16 protein-coding genes are annotated in these 15,082 nt (G+C 49.0%); 5 read left to right on the top strand and 11 right to left on the bottom strand.

Going from position 1 to position 15,082, the window contains the following annotated elements; genetic code table 11:
- Window positions 1-5 precede the first annotated feature (5 nt).
- The 8 genes from F569_RS0109630 to F569_RS0109590 form a co-directional block, all read right to left on the bottom strand.
- Window positions 6-884, bottom strand: coding sequence for a CoA transferase subunit A (locus F569_RS0109630; protein ID WP_026942030.1), 879 nt, complete (start codon window positions 882-884; stop codon window positions 6-8).
- A gap of 3 nt (window positions 885-887) precedes the next feature.
- Window positions 888-1,787 (bottom strand): VOC family protein, encoded by a 900-nt coding sequence (locus F569_RS0109625; RefSeq protein ID WP_026942029.1) that lies wholly within the window; start codon window positions 1,785-1,787, stop codon window positions 888-890.
- Window positions 1,788-1,789: 2 nt separating this feature from the next.
- Window positions 1,790-2,830 carry a 4-hydroxy-2-oxovalerate aldolase gene (gene dmpG, locus F569_RS0109620; RefSeq protein ID WP_034388134.1) on the bottom strand — a complete coding sequence of 347 codons (1,041 nt, stop codon included), beginning with the start codon at window positions 2,828-2,830 and terminating at the stop codon, window positions 1,790-1,792.
- Window positions 2,831-2,918: 88 nt separating this feature from the next.
- On the bottom strand, window positions 2,919-3,878 hold the full coding sequence (locus tag F569_RS0109610) for an acetaldehyde dehydrogenase (acetylating) (RefSeq protein WP_034388133.1): 960 nt from the start codon (window positions 3,876-3,878) through the stop codon (window positions 2,919-2,921).
- Window positions 3,878-4,663, bottom strand: a complete 786-nt coding sequence (locus F569_RS0109605) for a fumarylacetoacetate hydrolase family protein (RefSeq protein ID WP_034388130.1) — start codon at window positions 4,661-4,663, stop codon at window positions 3,878-3,880. Before F569_RS0109605 ends, F569_RS0109610 begins: the two co-directional genes overlap by 1 nt.
- Window positions 4,663-5,493, bottom strand: coding sequence for an alpha/beta fold hydrolase (locus F569_RS0109600; protein WP_026942025.1), 831 nt, complete (start codon window positions 5,491-5,493; stop codon window positions 4,663-4,665). The genes F569_RS0109605 and F569_RS0109600 overlap by 1 nt, the downstream gene beginning before the upstream one ends.
- A complete protein-coding gene (locus F569_RS0109595) occupies window positions 5,493-6,668 on the bottom strand; it encodes an acyl-CoA dehydrogenase family protein (protein ID WP_026942024.1) in 1,176 nt (391 codons plus the stop codon). The genes F569_RS0109600 and F569_RS0109595 overlap by 1 nt, the downstream gene beginning before the upstream one ends.
- A gap of 124 nt (window positions 6,669-6,792) precedes the next feature.
- Entirely contained in the window at window positions 6,793-8,307 is a 1,515-nt protein-coding gene (locus tag F569_RS0109590) for a FadD3 family acyl-CoA ligase (protein ID WP_026942023.1), read from the bottom strand.
- An 89-nt stretch (window positions 8,308-8,396) separates the two neighbouring features.
- Between F569_RS0109590 and F569_RS0109585 the strand changes: the two genes are divergently transcribed.
- Genes F569_RS0109585 through F569_RS0109570 form a run of 4 tightly spaced genes read left to right on the top strand, consistent with a single transcriptional unit; the run spans window position 8,397 to window position 11,648 of the window.
- Complete coding sequence (locus F569_RS0109585; RefSeq protein WP_034388435.1) at window positions 8,397-9,152, top strand: SDR family oxidoreductase; 756 nt, start codon at window positions 8,397-8,399, stop codon at window positions 9,150-9,152.
- Complete coding sequence (locus tag F569_RS0109580) at window positions 9,149-9,619, top strand: nuclear transport factor 2 family protein (protein WP_026942021.1); 471 nt, start codon at window positions 9,149-9,151, stop codon at window positions 9,617-9,619. Before F569_RS0109585 ends, F569_RS0109580 begins: the two co-directional genes overlap by 4 nt.
- A complete protein-coding gene (locus F569_RS0109575) occupies window positions 9,616-10,821 on the top strand; it encodes an MFS transporter (RefSeq protein WP_026942020.1) in 1,206 nt (401 codons plus the stop codon). The genes F569_RS0109580 and F569_RS0109575 overlap by 4 nt, the downstream gene beginning before the upstream one ends.
- Window positions 10,821-11,648: an enoyl-CoA hydratase/isomerase family protein gene (locus F569_RS0109570; RefSeq protein WP_034388126.1), complete on the top strand. Its 828-nt coding sequence runs from the start codon at window positions 10,821-10,823 to the stop codon at window positions 11,646-11,648. The genes F569_RS0109575 and F569_RS0109570 overlap by 1 nt, the downstream gene beginning before the upstream one ends.
- 1 nt (window position 11,649) lies before the next feature.
- On the opposite strand, the gene F569_RS17415 is transcribed toward F569_RS0109570, so the two are convergent.
- The 3 genes from F569_RS17415 to F569_RS0109555 are packed head-to-tail and all read right to left on the bottom strand — an operon-like array spanning window position 11,650 to window position 14,045.
- On the bottom strand, window positions 11,650-12,294 hold the full coding sequence (locus tag F569_RS17415) for a RipA family octameric membrane protein (RefSeq protein ID WP_051279683.1): 645 nt from the start codon (window positions 12,292-12,294) through the stop codon (window positions 11,650-11,652).
- Between the two features lie 24 nt (window positions 12,295-12,318).
- Entirely contained in the window at window positions 12,319-13,362 is a 1,044-nt protein-coding gene (locus F569_RS0109560; protein ID WP_026942018.1) for an alkene reductase, read from the bottom strand.
- Window positions 13,362-14,045: a nuclear transport factor 2 family protein gene (locus F569_RS0109555; RefSeq protein ID WP_233353632.1), complete on the bottom strand. Its 684-nt coding sequence runs from the start codon at window positions 14,043-14,045 to the stop codon at window positions 13,362-13,364. The genes F569_RS0109560 and F569_RS0109555 overlap by 1 nt, the downstream gene beginning before the upstream one ends.
- Before the next feature lie 70 nt (window positions 14,046-14,115).
- On the opposite strand from F569_RS0109555, the gene F569_RS0109550 reads away from it, so the two are divergent.
- A complete protein-coding gene (locus F569_RS0109550) occupies window positions 14,116-15,066 on the top strand; it encodes a flavin reductase (protein ID WP_026942016.1) in 951 nt (316 codons plus the stop codon).
- The last annotated feature ends 16 nt before the right edge of the window (window positions 15,067-15,082 follow it).

Here is a 15,082-nt window from a genome sequence, read left to right as displayed (position 1 = left end):
CCCTCCTAAAATGCCGGTAGCGCAAGACTGCGAATATGGTCCGCGCCGCCTACGGATTTAACATAATCATCCGCCTTGATGAACTCTGAGACGTAGCCTTCCCAGCCTTCTTTCGCTGTAGCACTATAGGCCTTCAAATGCGCGACATCGAAACCATAGTCAGGCCCGCAAGATGTCGGATGCGCGCCAAAAGGCACTTCAGCCACACCTGCCACGAGATTACGCTCTATCGGCATTCGCAAGATTTTGTGATCATCATTAAAGGCGCTCGTTTCAACCAAGCGCTCGCAAGTTAAATAGGCCTTATCAGCGGCGCGGCAGAACCATTCATCAAAGAACATATCCGGCCCTCCAATCCAGCTATTGCCGCGCTGATCCGCTTCGCTCACATGGCATAGCGCCACATCCAACTTGATGGCAGGCATAGCCACATAGTGGTCGTCACTATAGGGACTTTTGATGGTTTTGATGTCAGGATTATAAGTCATAACATCTGTGCCCAGCCCTGCAATACAAGGCAAGAAGTCAAGGTTTTGTGCCGCCGCTTTCAACCCAAGTTGGAACATGCCTTCATCAATCTCCATCACCTCAAATTCACCCGCTGACCGCGCGCGGCGGAAATGCGCTTCGAGCGGAATGGCGTCAAGCGATACAAAACTAAAAACAAGCTTTTTAATCTTTCGCGCGCTAGCAAGCATGCCGACATCACAGCCGCCGTAAGAGACGATAGTAAGGTCTCTCAAATCGGATTTCACAATCTCGCGGATAAGCGCCATAGGTTTTTGACGTGCGCCCCAGCCGCCAATACCGAGGGTCATGCCATCATGGAGCTGTCCGACAATATCAGCCGCGCTCATGCATTTATCTAAAACGGCTTGGCTCATACTTTATCCAACAACCGGGAAGTCATATTCATGACCCCAAAGATCGCCAATTTTGGATTTCGTGGGTTTATATTTTGACCAGTCTTTGATCTGCTTGCCTTCATATCCGACCTCAAAACCGATGCCGCCCGGGGCGAAGAAATAGAAACTGACCATGTGATCATTGGCGTGACGCCCCAATGACGCAAATATATGCAGCCCTGCCTCTTTCACGCGATCCATACACATGCCGACCTCGTCAATCGTCCCCATTTCTGCCATAAGGTGAATGACCCCTGTGGGGTTTGGAAAGTTATATAGGCCTAATGTGTGATGACGCGGGTTATCTGCATGCATGAAATAGATGCGCTGCTTGGGCATGCCCGGCGCAAAGGCAGGCAAGGTCAAATCATCAGATACGCCAAAGCCCATGACTTTGCGGTAGAAATCAATCGTCTTCTTATTTTCAGGCGCAGGCAGCACCATATGGCCGAGACCCATTTTCCCTGTTTTAAAGGATTTAATGCCGTGTCCCGGTGTAAAGGGTTCGCCTTTTGCACGCCCATAGAAAAATTCCACAACATTCCCAGAGGGATCTGTGACTGAGGCAAAACCTTTAACCGCGCGATGTTTCGCGCCATTAGCATCGCCGCGACACACCTCAATTTTGGCTTTTTCAAATGTCTTGATTTGGTCTTCAAAGGCTTTTTTAGACGACATCTGATAGCCGCCAGCAACAAAGCGGTCTACCTCGCCTTTGCGGATCATATAGCGAAAAGGCGCATTATCCATACGCAGATATTTCGCGCCTTTTTCGCCAAAGGATTTAGCTGTCCCAAAACCTAGCACGGACTTGGCAAATTTCGCCCACCCCGCAGGATCTTGCATTTCCAAAATAACGTAGCCTAAATTCGTAACACCCATAATTATTCCCCTTTTGCTTTTTTTAGATCCAGCGCCACATCGACAATCATATCTTCTTGTCCGCCCACCATACGGCGGCGGCCCAGTTCCACAAGTATTTCGCGCGTGTCCATATCATAATCCTCAGCCGCTTTTTCAGCATGACGAAGAAAGCTTGAATACACACCGGCATAGCCAAGACTCAACGTTTCGCGATCAACACGTACGGGCCGGTCTTGCAGCGGACGGACTAATTCCTCCGCAGCGTCCATAAGCTTGTAAACATCGCAGCCATGGTTCCAGCCTTTTTTGTCAATGGCGGCTATAAAAACCTCGAGCGGTGTGTTCCCTGCACCCGCCCCCATTGCAGCCAGTGAAGCGTCCACGCGCCTCGCTCCAGTTTGCACACCCACAATCGAATTCGCCACGCCCAGCGAAAGATTATGGTGCGCGTGGACGCCCCGTTCGGTTTCCGGTTTCAAAATATCATTATAGGCGTTCAGACGGTCGGCATAGCCGTCCATATCCAGTGCTCCGCCAGAGTCGGTCACATAGATACACGTCGCGCCGTAATCTTCCATCAGCTTTGCTTGGCTTGCCAAATGTTTAGGCTCCGCCATATGGCTCATCATCAAAAAACCGATTGTGTCCATACCAAGTTCACGCGCCATTTCGATATGCTGGCGAGAGACATCTGCTTCGGTGCAATGAGTGGCCACGCGCACAGAGCGGACACCTAAATCATAGGCGCGTTTAAGTTCATCAATCGTCGCGATGCCAGGCAGAATAAGTGTTGTAACCACGGCATTTTCAACAACATCACAAACAGCCTCAATCCACTCCCAATCCGTATGGGCGCCAAAGCCATAATTAAACGCTCCGCCATTAAGACCATCACCGTGGGCGATTTCAATAGCATCAACACCCGCCTCATCAAGGGCTTTAGCAATAGCGCGGACATGATCACCGGAATATTGGTGCCGAATAGCGTGCATACCGTCACGCAAAGTAACGTCTTGGATATAGATACGGTCTTTGGTTGGGTCTGTGACAACACCGATCATAACTGGAACTCCTCACCCTGAGGAACCCTTTTCCCTCGAGACGCCGCCTTGCTGCACCTCCTCAGGATGAGGGTGTCTCGAAGGGCCCTCATGCCGCGGCCCCAAACTTCTTCCGTGCAATCGCCTCAGCTGTGCCCATTCCCGCGGATGTCATGATATCGAGATTACCTGCATATTTTGGCAAATAATGCCCCGCCCCTTCAACTTCGAGGAATATCGTCACCTTGGTGCCCTCATAAGTGCCAAGTCCCGGAATATGCAGCTTATTATTCCCCGTGAAGCTTTCGAACTGAACCTCTTGCTTGAGACGATAGCCTGGGACATAGGCTTGAACATCGGCGACCATATTGGCGACCGATTTGCGGACATCCTCTTCTTTCCCGCCAACGGATAAGGCGTAAACAGTATCGCGCATAATCATGGGCGGCTCGGCGGGATTGAGGATGATAATTGCCTTGCCTTTTTGCGCTCCGCCGACTTGCTCAATGCCTTTGGCAGTGGTGCGGGTAAACTCATCAATATTGGCGCGTGTTCCTGGCCCTGCTGAACGCGAGGAGACTGAGGCCACGATTTCCGCATAGGGAACGGAGTCGCTGACACGCGAAACGGCATAGACCATCGGTATAGTTGCTTGACCTCCGCAGGTGACCATATTCACATTGGGTGCGTCCAGATGCGCATCCATATTCACAACAGGAACACAATAAGGACCAATGGCGGCTGGGGTGAGGTCCACCATTTGCTTGTTCTCGGCCTCGCAAATAGCGTCGTGTTTAGCATGCGCATAAGCCGAAGTCGCATCAAAGACAATTTTCACGTCCTTCCAGACATCCAGCTTTTGCGCCCCCTCAACGCCTTCGTGCGACGTTGCAAAGCCTCGCTCTCGCGCCATAGCTAATCCTTCGGACGCTTCATCAATACCGATAACACAGCCGACTTCGAGCACATCAGAACTCTCGGCAATTTTAATCATCAAATCTGTGCCAATATTGCCAGAGCCGATAATAGCTGTCTTAATCTTTTTGGTGTCCAGGTCACTCTTGGCCATCAAACAAACTCCACATCACAAGAGCCAAAGCCTGCTATCGACATCGTCATCTTATCACCTCGCGCGGCAGAGTGTAGGGGCACTAAGGAGCCTGACAGGATAATCTCCCCCGCTTCAAAAGGTATCCCGTATTCGCCCAAAGTATTTGCAAGCCAAGCCACCGCATTTTCAGGCGCACCCTGCACAGACGAACCGACACCACGGCTAATCTCTTCTCCATTCTTCTCAACAATAACCTCAAGCGCCGCCATATCGAGGCTATTAGGATCGACTTTCTGCTCGCCTAAAACAAAAACGCCGCAGGAGGCATTATCCGCGACCGTGTCTTGTATTTTGATTTTCCAATCCTTGATGCGGCTATCTACAATCTCAAAACAGGGCTGCACATAATCCGTTGCATCCAAGACATCCTGAGCTGTTACCCCCGGCCCCTTGAGACCCTTTTTCAACTTAAAGGCAATCTCAGCCTCAGCCATGGGCGCGATGTGGCAATCCACATGAACCTGACCATCATGAACATGCATAGCATCTGTCAGAAAGCCAAAATCAGGCTGAAAGACACCTAGCATATCTTGAACGGGTTTGGAGGTCACACCAATTTTCTTGCCGATAACCTTTTCGCCATTTTCAGCTTTGCGAATATTTAAGAAAGCAAGAGAGATCTGATAAGCATCATCAATGCTCATTTCGGGATAACTATCCGACAAAGGCGCAACTGGTTGCCCCTTGGCTAAGGCGTCAAATAACTTGCGAGCTATGAAGGGATATTGACCAGAGAGCGCCATTATCCGTTCTTTAGAAAATCAATGGACGCGGCATTGAACATCCGTGCGTGCTCGATCATGACCCAATGCCCACAAGCATTGACCTCAATCAGGCGGGATTGCTCATTAGCCTTCAAGCATTTTTCCTTACCTTGTGGCGGCATGAATTCATCATTGGCACCCCAAAATGTGAGGATAGGACAGGTCAATTCCGACATGCGCGATCCGAGCTCAGGCGTCTTCATTGTCGTCAAAACCTCTTTCGGCTGATCCTGCGCCACGGCCCAGCGCATATCAATCAGCTCTTGAGTCACGTGTTTTGGGTCATAGGTAAAGAGGCGCATGAGATCGCCTTGTATCTCTTTACTCATACCTGCTTTATTGGCCTCCATCATTTTCGCAATGCCAGGCATGGTCCAATAAGCGCCCTGCTCTTCCAAGCATCCTGGCCCCATTAAAATAAGCTTCTCGACAAAGTCAGGATTATCCAGCGCAATTTGTATCGCCACACCTCCGCCCAGAGAGTTGCCAACAAAACTACATTTTTGCACGCCCATTTCTTCAAGCCCCGCCATCAGCGTATCGCAGAACAGCTGTAGCGTATAATCACCTTGGTTGAGCGGTTTATCCGTATAACCAAATCCAATCATGTCAGGCATCAAAACGCGATAACCAGCATTCGCAAAGGTATCTTTATTTAAATGGAAATTAGCCCACGCACTATTGCCAGGCCCAGAGCCATGCAGAAAAACAACCACAGGGGCGTTTTCATCACCATATTCGAGATAGTGCATGCGGATAGGTCCCGCTTGCACATAGCGGCCTTCTGGCGGGCCGTTCTGGGCAGACATCAGACAAACACGTCCGTGCTATCAGCACCCAAATGAACCGCGCCCAAATTACGGGCAAAGCTAATCGGGTTATTGGCCACATGCGCCCGCGCGATGTGGATATCATGCCATATATCTTGGATAGGCGAGTTCCGGTAAACACTGCGTCCACCCGCGACGTCAAAAAGCATATCCACAGCCTGCATCATGCGGTCGATCACAAGGCTAGCTTGATAGCGATATTTCACGCGGTCCTTCATCGGGATTTCACGGCCTGAGTTTACTGCGGCCATCATTTCGTCAAAATTGCGATACATAATAACTTCGGTCTCGTCGATAAGATTTGCCGCTTCTGCTACGCGGCGGGTCACATCCGGATCACTGGCAAGGCGCGTCACATCTGTTGAACTGCCCTGCGCATTATCAATGAAAAGCTGAAGCGCATGCTTGGCAGCCCCAATGGCGGGAGTGCACACCACACGAATAAACATTTGCGCCCATGGAATGGAATACATTTCGTTATCTTGATAATGCTTACAATTAAAACCATCCATCTGGTGATGTGTGCGATATTCAGGCACAAACACTGGCTCTTTGATGATGATATCATTAGAGCCTGTCGCCTGCAGGCCCATGGCATGCCAAGTATCTTCAATGTCGTAATCAGGCTTTTTCACAAGGAAAGTTCGGTAGTGAATATTTTCCGGCCCTTGATCAAAAATCAAACCTCCAAGCAAGACCCAGTCACAATGCCCTGAACCTGAACTCCAACCCCACTGGCCTGAAAGCATAAATCCGCCCTCAGCCGTTTCAACCTTTGCGCCTGCGGGATTGTAAGAAGAACTGATAAGTGTGTCAGGGCCCGTCGCATAGACCTCTTTAGCAGCCTTAGGATCCATGAGAGAAAGCTGATAAGCATGCACCGCTATGATCCCGCTGGCCCATGCAGTTCCCATATCACGCTCAGCAATATCAACTGAGGCTTTAAAAAATTCCTGCGGAGGACGCTCAAGGCCGCCATATTGTTTCGGAAGGAATGAACGGAAGTAGCCCGTTTTACGGATAGCCTCTATCGCATCATTCGGTATTTCGCGATTTTCTCGCCCCTCTGCCGCACACTTGCTAACAATATCCAATGCCGCCGTAATATCCAGCGATTGATCTTCTTGTACGGATTTTAAAGCTGCTTGTCCCATAATAGACTCCTCATTCACGAGTATAAGAATATCACCGAATGCGCATTTTTCAATGACCTATAATACGCAAAATCAAGTTTTTAAGGCATCAAAAGGCCTCTTTGCGTAAGGATGACGCAGATAATTACGCTTTTAGCATATACTTCATGACCTTACCCGAGGCATTTCTGGGCAAAGAGTCGTGAAATTTTATGCTGCGGGGCACTTTGTAATTCGCCATGATTTCACAGCACCATTTTACAAGTTGGTCTTCATCAAGCACTTTTGACGTTACAATGTGCGCCTGCGTAACCTCACCGAGGCGATCATCCGACATACCAATCACGGCAGCATCAGAAATAGCAGGATGCCTTAGAAGTGACTGCTCAACCTCAGCCGGATAGACGTTAAAGCCTCCGACAATCACCATATCTTTTTTACGGTCGGTGATTTTGATATACCCTTTCTGATCCTGCGTGCCTATATCTCCAGTCTTGAGCCAACCGTCAGGCGTAATCGTCTCTGCCGTGGCTTCGGGCATATCTAAATAGCCCTGCATCACATTAAAGCCACGCACCCAAATCTCACCCTCTTCGCCGCTTTCGACACCTTCTCCGCTATCATCAACAATGCGCAATTCCGTACCTGGTAAAGGCCGCCCGCAAGTCGTCGCAATCGTCTCGAAATCATCGCCCTTCTGGCAGAGCGACACGACACCCGTGGATTCGGTCAATCCATAAGCCGAAAAAACATCATCGATACCAAGGTCTTCATGCATGGCGCAAATAAGGTCCACGGGAATAGTCGTTGCCCCCGTTGTTGCCACGCGAAGGCTTGAGATATCATGTTTTTTAATATCAGGATGCGCGAGGAGGGTTTGGAAAATCGTGGGGGCGCCCGGCATGACCGTAATTTTATCGCGCTCAATGCGCTCCAACACATTTTTTGGATCGTAAACCGCCAAAGGAAAAATAGCTGCTCCCTTGATGATGCAGGACAGCCAGCCCGCCTTATATCCAAAGCTATGAAAGAAGGGATTGACCACTAGATAACGATCATCTTCGGTCATGCCGATAGCGTCAGTGAAACTTTCAAAAACTTGCACATTTTGCGCATGAGTTGTCATTGCGCCTTTGGGCGTTCCCGTTGTTCCTGAGGTGAAGATAATGTCGGAAATATCGCCGTCTCTTACGTCTGCTATTTTAACAGACTCGCCGCCTCTCGTCAGAAATGTGTTAAAAACCTCTCGCCCGACGTTCCCACGAACAATGACGACTTCTCTCAAATCTCCGACGTCACATCCGCTGAGCATGGCCGGGTAATCGTGATTTAAAAATCCTTGCACGGTGAAGACAAACTTACACTTAGAGCGGCGCAATATATCGGCGGCTTCCATGCCTTTATATCGCGTATTGAGCGTCACCATAACGGCCCCGAGCATTTGCCCCGCGAGAGCCGTGATAATCCATTCCGCGCAATTTGGGGCCCATATCCCAAATTTGTCGCCCCGTGCCAAACCCATGTGCTGCATTACACCTGCGGCGTCTTTAACGAGCCCGGCTAACTCACCATAGCTTAAACGCCACGTCCCATCCTCAATCGCAAGCGCATTAGGACGCCGCGCGGCTTGGTCAAATAAAAGCTGTGGTATCGTGGTCATTAATACTAAACTCTACGCAATTTAAGGCTTTGACTATACAAGCCTCTCATTTTGCGCAACATATGCCCAGAAATAATACGCGGGGCATAATGAAATTCAAAGATAAAACAATAATTGTTACGGGCGGTGGGCGCGGTATTGGGCGCGGCATATCCGAAGGCTTTGCAGCGCAAGGTGCAAATATTATTATATGCGGACGCCGCAAGCCTGAGACACTGCCCGTTAATACGCAATTTATACCGCTTGATATCAGAGACGCAGAATCTGCCAAATCGCTCATAGGCTTTGCTCTTGAAAAAACAGGGCGCGTCGATTGCCTCATTAACAATGCCGGTGGAGGCCCACCTGTGGCTAGCAAAGATGCGAGTCCGAATCTTACGCAAAAGGTTATTGCGCTTAACCTGCTCGCGCCTATCAATCTCGCGCAAGCGGCTTATGAACCGCTTAAAGCGTCTGGCGGGTCTATTGTGAATATTTCAAGCGTCTCCGCCACACGCAGTTCTCCGGGGTCTGTCGCTTATGGTGCGGCAAAGGCGGGCCTTCTAAACGTGACAACATCGCTGGCGATGGAATGGGCTCCTGACATTCGCGTCAACGCAATCATTGTTGGCCTCGTCAAAACCGAAGCTAGCACAGATCATTATGGCGGCAAAAAAGGCATGGCGCATCTGGCGAGCAATCTTCCTATGGGCCGCATGGGCGCGCCCGAAGACATTGCTAAAGCTTGCCTCTTTCTCGCAGAACCATCCAACAGCTATATCTCAGGGGCTTGCCTTGAAGTTTTTGGTGGCGGCGAACCTCCGAGCTTTCTTAAGATTGCTGAAGAGGCGCATAAATTAGGATGAGTTTGGAAGATCGCATTAGCCGCGTTGAAGCGGAACTTGCTATTCGCAACGTCATAGCGCGTTACGGCATGGCGGCGGATTGCGGCGATATTGAAACGGCCCTCGCCTGCCATATGGAAGACGCGGTTTATGTCGTGAGCAATCCTAATGCTGGGCGCGGCGACGTGACAGGCGACTTAGAACTGAAGGGACACAGCGCAATTTCGGACATGCTGAGCTCTGAGATACATCAATCTCTACTCCCAAATTGTGCCCACACGGTTGGCCCCCTCCTCGTCGAGGTGGACGGCCATTCAGCGAGTGTCTTGGGTTACTCGCGAGTCTATCACAATCAGAAACTCATGCGTCTTGCCGTGAATAGTTGGACTATGCGCAAAGAAGAGAGTTGGAAAATTGCGCGCCGCGAAAGCCGCGTTATTGGCGAAGACGAAGCGCAGACTCTTCTCAATAAAGGACTTCAAAAATGACAGATTTTAGGGGATGGCATGTTTTAGGGGCGAGCTTCATCACGGCAATGCTGATGGCCGGGGCCACTTTTTATTCTTTCCAGCACTTCGTCACGCCTATTGAAGCGGAATTTGGCCTCGCTAGAGACAAAGTCAATTTAGGCATGATGGCCTTTTTGCTCAGCTCCGCAATTTGGGCCGCTATAGTCGGAAAATCCATAACGCGCGTGAACCCCCGCAAATTAGCCTTTGCCGGAATAGCGGCATTTGCAGCCGGATTTGTCGCGCTGTCCTTTGCGCAAAGCCCGCGTCAGATGATCCTTTTGATTATTTTACCCATAGGATTTGGTTTCACGGCTTGCGGGCCCTTCATCGCCAATGTGCTGACAACTAATTGGTTTTATAAAAAGCGTGGACGCGCTCTAGGAATTGCCGCTGTTGCGACATCCGCGGGAGGCTTCCTTGTACAGCCTATATTTAGTTACATGATTTATAATCTTGGTTGGCGCGCGGCATTGCTTTATGTTGGGCTTGCCATCGCGCTTATCTCCGTCCTTTTGATATTGCGGTTTTTCATTTCAAAGCCGGAGGATATTGGTCAATTTCCGGATGGTGAAACGCAGAGTATTCCTCAGACAATAACGGCCGCAAACCCGTCGCTAATTCTCAAGAACCGTGATTTTTGGGTGATTGGATTGGCTTGCGGGTTACTTCTCGCAAGTGATCAAGCGCTTTTGGTCTCTCTCAAACCTTTCGGTGAGAGCTTGGGCTTTACCAACACGCAAGCCACGCTCATTCCGACGGTCGTCGCGGGCTCAGCCATTGCCGGAAAACTGCTGATAGGATGGATGATTGAGCGCTTTGATAAACGAGCCGTTTTTGCCCTTGTTTGCCTGTCTAATGTTTTGTTTCTTCTCGCCGCGATTTTTGTAACCAATTTCGCCGTGCTTGTTACAGTCGCAGCTTTTGTGGGTATGGCCATTGGAGGTATCTACCCAGTCTGGACGGGTATCACAGCTGACACATTTGGCCGGGATTATTTTGCTCCCGCCATAGGAATGATGAATATCTTCACGGTGCTGTTAGCCGTTATAGCCATTGGGTTTGTTGGCGCCTCTTTCACTGCGAACCAGAGCTATGACCAAGCCTTTACCATCTTTATTCCCGTCGCGATTATGGCCGCTATTGTGATGGCGTTTGTCCGCGTCAAAAAGGACTCATAATGCCCACAACACTGCTGACAGACCTCTCAGATAAAATCCTCACGATCACGCTTAATCGCCCTGAAAAGCTCAACGCCCTCACGCCGACATTACTGGCTGAATTAAAAACAGAGCTAGACACGGCGGCGAAAAATGACGCGGTTTCTGTTGTTATTATAAAATCAGCAGGCCGTGCCTTTTGTGTGGGCTATGATCTTAATGAAGAGAACTGGATTACCTCGCAATATCCCGCAAATTTCGAAAATGGCGTCGAAATTGAGGAAGACAAAAAAGACATTATGGCCCTGCTCGATTATTGGCTGAATATGTGGCGGTTTCCCAAATCCATAATTTGCCAAGTCCAAGGGGCCTGTTTGTCCGGCGCGGGCGAATTGCTCGCTGTTTCAGACCTTGTCGTAGCCAGCGAATCCGCAAGCTTTGGCCACCCTGCAGGACGCGACCTTGGCATACCGCCTACCGTCTTTTTATGGCCGCTCTTAATCGGGATGCGCAAAGCTAAAGAGATGCTCTATACGGCTCGCAGCATGAGCGCAGACGAAGCCCTTGCAGCAAGCCTGATAAATCAAGTTGCCCCCGCAGAGGAGCTCGAAACGGCGACCCGCGCGCTGGCCGAAGACATTGCGAGAACCCCCGTCGATCACCTCGTGATACTAAAGAAATCTGCCAATAATTTTTATGACAACATGGATATGGAAAAGAGCACGCGGCAAGCCTCTGACTTGGACGCCGAATTTCACCAAAGCCCCGTCTTCCTCGCCTTCTTTAAACTGGTGCGAGAGAAAGGCATGAAAGCGGCTCTGGTGGAACGCAAACGGTTATTCGGGTGAGTTAGTGTTTCCTTGAAATATATGAATATTTTTCCGTGAGTCTTTTTTCTTCCTTTTTAGAAATAGAGGACCTTCCCCAAGTTAGGAGCAAAAATATAAAAACTAATCCATTGAGGGCAATTGCTATTTTAACAATATTGTTGTGATCGTCAAAGAATTCATAAAAAATTGAATTGGCAAACAATATCACCCAAACAATAAAAATGAACATACTTACAATCAAGTTTACTTTGGAAACAGAGTATGCGCAGGCACCAGTAAAAAAGTTTTCGAATGAACCATCTGTATTCCTATGAATCAATACTGTTTTATAAATAGGGCCCGAGAAATTGTCTTCCAATAGATCAACGTGCGCTTCCCAGTTTTGCTGCCAAAACTTACTCCCCTTATTGGCTAATATCCAAGCTAACGATAAAATCATTCCTAATGAGGATATAATCGTTTGGCCCAATAAGTATCCTTCAAGTTTTTCCAAAGATACGGCATAAGCTACAAATGCAGCTGCAATAATCGTCCAAAAATAAGTTGTTCTCTTCCAGTAGTTATCAATTTCAAACTTACGATTATCCAAAGCTATTTCATATGCATAACGCCACATGTCAGGATGAACAAATTCACTTTGGTTATATAAATGGTTATCTTTCATTATTCACGACTAACAAGAAACCAATCAATAATCCACATATCCCTTTGGTCCCGGTGTGTAGAGCGTCTTATAATCAGGCTTCGCCAGTTCTCGCCCCTCTCTAAATTTTTCAACCAAATCAGGGTTGGCTACATAATGACGACCAAAAGAGATCGCGTCTGCTTGGCCTTGCATGAGTGCTCTATTACCCCGCTCTAGATCATAGCTGTCATTTAGGATTACGGGGCCAGTAAAACTTTTCGCAAGCTCGATATTATCCACGCCCGCTTTCATACGAATGACGTGAAGATAGGCCCGGCTCATCGGATTTATTTTTTCAATCAGCGCCTTGAATGTCTCTTCGGGGTTTTCATCGGAAAGGTCATTAAAGGGATTTCCGGGGCAGATGCGAATGCCAACACGTCCCGCCCCGATTTTGGCAATCATAGCGCTCAGCACATCCACTACGAAACGCAAGCGGTTTTCTAATGCTCCGCCATATCGATCATTGCGTTTATTCGTACCTGTCGAGAGAAATTGCGCGGGTAAGTAACCACTCGTGCAATGAAGTTCTACGCCGTCACAGCCTGCCTCCACAGCATTTTTTGCGGCTTGCCCGAAATCAGATATTGTCTGTTCAATCTCAGCCAAAGTCATTTCCTCTGGCATGTCATGAGGCTGCATCCCAGCCGCATCTGTATACATTTCGCCTTTTGCTTGGATAGCAGACGGCGCCAGCGTGCGGCTGCCTTTGGGTTTGTTGTGAAGGCTCGCCACGCGCCCGCAATGCATAAGCTGCATGACGATCTTTCCGCCTTTCGCATGGACGGCCTCCGCAACCTGTTTCCATCCTGCGATCTGTGCCTCGGTCACGATGCCTGGCGTGCGAACATAACCCTTGCCGTCAAAATTAGGATAGACACCTTCCGTGATGATAAGCCCGCTACTCGCGCGCTGTCCGTAGTAATGCGCGTTCATCTCAGTTGGCGTATCACCATCACCTGCGCGAGACCGAGTCATAGGCGCCATGAAAATACGGTTAGCGCAGTCTATATCGCCAAGGGTAATCGGATCGAAAAGTGTAGGCATTACTTCACCCTTATTTTAGGGAATGGATGATTCCCTCTCATGGTTTTAAGGAACGTCTCGCGAGGCGCGGGCGCGGCGACTTCTGGCGCATCACCATCCCTTGGTGGGTGTTTCCAAAAGGCCTCCCATGACGGAAAGAGCTCATGATAGGCCCCTTCATAAGGCTCCCTTTCAGGCCATCGCATCTTGTTTTCACCCACAGGCGGTGTGTTCAAATCCGCGGCGTACCAATAGCACGGTAATCGCCTGCGGAAATACCAACTCCCATCAATGCGTTCATAATTATCCCAATACATCATCTGCATGATAACCCACTCAGGCTCCCCGTTTCCTTTGGGCGTCTCATGTTCGTTCTTGGAATAGACAACGCCATGGGCATGATTAGGGTCATCAAATTCGATGATATGATTTCCGATATGGTGAGAGGTGCCCGTAAATTGATTGCGCATCATATCATCCAGCCAGACCTTGAGCGCGGGCCGACCAACCGCCTCGCGACTGACACGGATATCTTCAGCGAATAAATTCACATGCGCATCGACATCGCGCATATCCAGAGTTAGTGCATATTTGCTAACAAGTTGCCGAATGGCATCAATCGACTCCAAGCGGTCAATACGAGCTTCGAGGTCTGTCATAGCAATCTCCAAATCTTTAGCTAATATGTCAGAAAAAATACGCATTTCTAGCTATTCTTTTGACAAATATCTTATTTTGCGTATTTTTACCTTATGTTTCCTACGCAAATTTATAATGTCTGAACCTGATCCACACCAATTTCGAAACGCGCTTGGACAGTTTGCGACGGGTGTTACGATTGTGACAACTCTGGATAATGACGCTAAGCCTGTCGGCGTGACAGCAAGCAGTTTTAACTCAGTCTCGCTCGACCCTCCCTTAGTGCTTTGGTCCCTCGCCAAGACAGCGCACTCCATGCCCGCCTATCAGAATAGCGGCGGCTTTAACGTCCATGTGTTAGCCAGCCATCAGAGCGATTTGTCAAATCAATTCGCGCGCCCTTCTGATGATAAATTTAAAGACATAGATTGGGTGCCTTGCGAGAACGGCTTTCCACTATTGCCTGAATATGCCGCGCTATTCAGATGTAAAACGCATTTCCAATATGAGGGTGGAGATCACATCATTTTTGTCGGCGAGGTCATAGAGTATCAAACACATAACTTTCCTGTTTTGGTCTTTCACGGCGGAAAATATGCAGAAGCCAAGCAAAAATCCGCCCCTGCTACACCAGCCCGTCCGGGAGTTGATTTAAACAGTGGTCAATTTTCAGATGACTTCCTGCTTTATCTTCTATCACGCGCTCATTTTCAAACTAGCTACCCGACACGCAAAGCTTGCCGCGAAATAGGTATGAGCGAAGCGGAATATTTCTGCTTGTCTTTGCTTGCAATGAGTGGGTCACTATCTGAAGATGATATTGTTATACGACTTGAACATACGGGGCACCATCCTGACGCGGAAATTTTTGCACGCTTGCTCCGCAAGAGTTGGATCAATCGCGATGGAAAAAATGTGCATATCAGCGAAAGCGGACGCGAGACCTTTATCAAGCTTCTTGCCCACTCAAAAGCGCTCGAAGAACAATTATTAAAACACTTTACGGATGAAGAATTAGCTGAGGCTAGTAAATTCATGAAAAGACTCATCGACATAACAGGCTCAGATATTCCTGAATTATGGTAGCGCCGGAGGCAAAACT

Origin of the sequence: Hellea balneolensis DSM 19091, from assembly GCF_000428525.1 — a bacterium.
Lineage (GTDB): Bacteria > Pseudomonadota > Alphaproteobacteria > Caulobacterales > Maricaulaceae > Hellea > Hellea balneolensis.
Note: the sequence above shows the minus strand (reverse complement) of the source record. Positions and strands in the feature narration are given on the sequence as shown.

Coding starts and splice junctions, on each gene's coding strand:
- F569_RS0109630 (WP_026942030.1), bottom strand. CDS start 884: ATGAGCCAAGCCGTTTTAGATAAATGCATGAGCGCGGCTGATATTGTC.
- F569_RS0109625 (WP_026942029.1), bottom strand. CDS start 1,787: ATGGGTGTTACGAATTTAGGCTACGTTATTTTGGAAATGCAAGATCCT.
- dmpG (WP_034388134.1), bottom strand. CDS start 2,830: ATGATCGGTGTTGTCACAGACCCAACCAAAGACCGTATCTATATCCAA.
- F569_RS0109610 (WP_034388133.1), bottom strand. CDS start 3,878: ATGGCCAAGAGTGACCTGGACACCAAAAAGATTAAGACAGCTATTATC.
- F569_RS0109605 (WP_034388130.1), bottom strand. CDS start 4,663: ATGGCGCTCTCTGGTCAATATCCCTTCATAGCTCGCAAGTTATTTGAC.
- F569_RS0109600 (WP_026942025.1), bottom strand. CDS start 5,493: ATGTCTGCCCAGAACGGCCCGCCAGAAGGCCGCTATGTGCAAGCGGGA.
- F569_RS0109595 (WP_026942024.1), bottom strand. CDS start 6,668: ATGGGACAAGCAGCTTTAAAATCCGTACAAGAAGATCAATCGCTGGAT.
- F569_RS0109590 (WP_026942023.1), bottom strand. CDS start 8,307: ATGACCACGATACCACAGCTTTTATTTGACCAAGCCGCGCGGCGTCCT.
- F569_RS0109585 (WP_034388435.1), top strand. CDS start 8,397: ATGAAATTCAAAGATAAAACAATAATTGTTACGGGCGGTGGGCGCGGT.
- F569_RS0109580 (WP_026942021.1), top strand. CDS start 9,149: ATGAGTTTGGAAGATCGCATTAGCCGCGTTGAAGCGGAACTTGCTATT.
- F569_RS0109575 (WP_026942020.1), top strand. CDS start 9,616: ATGACAGATTTTAGGGGATGGCATGTTTTAGGGGCGAGCTTCATCACG.
- F569_RS0109570 (WP_034388126.1), top strand. CDS start 10,821: ATGCCCACAACACTGCTGACAGACCTCTCAGATAAAATCCTCACGATC.
- F569_RS17415 (WP_051279683.1), bottom strand. CDS start 12,294: ATGAAAGATAACCATTTATATAACCAAAGTGAATTTGTTCATCCTGAC.
- F569_RS0109560 (WP_026942018.1), bottom strand. CDS start 13,362: ATGCCTACACTTTTCGATCCGATTACCCTTGGCGATATAGACTGCGCT.
- F569_RS0109555 (WP_233353632.1), bottom strand. CDS start 14,045: ATGCGTATTTTTTCTGACATATTAGCTAAAGATTTGGAGATTGCTATG.
- F569_RS0109550 (WP_026942016.1), top strand. CDS start 14,116: ATGTCTGAACCTGATCCACACCAATTTCGAAACGCGCTTGGACAGTTT.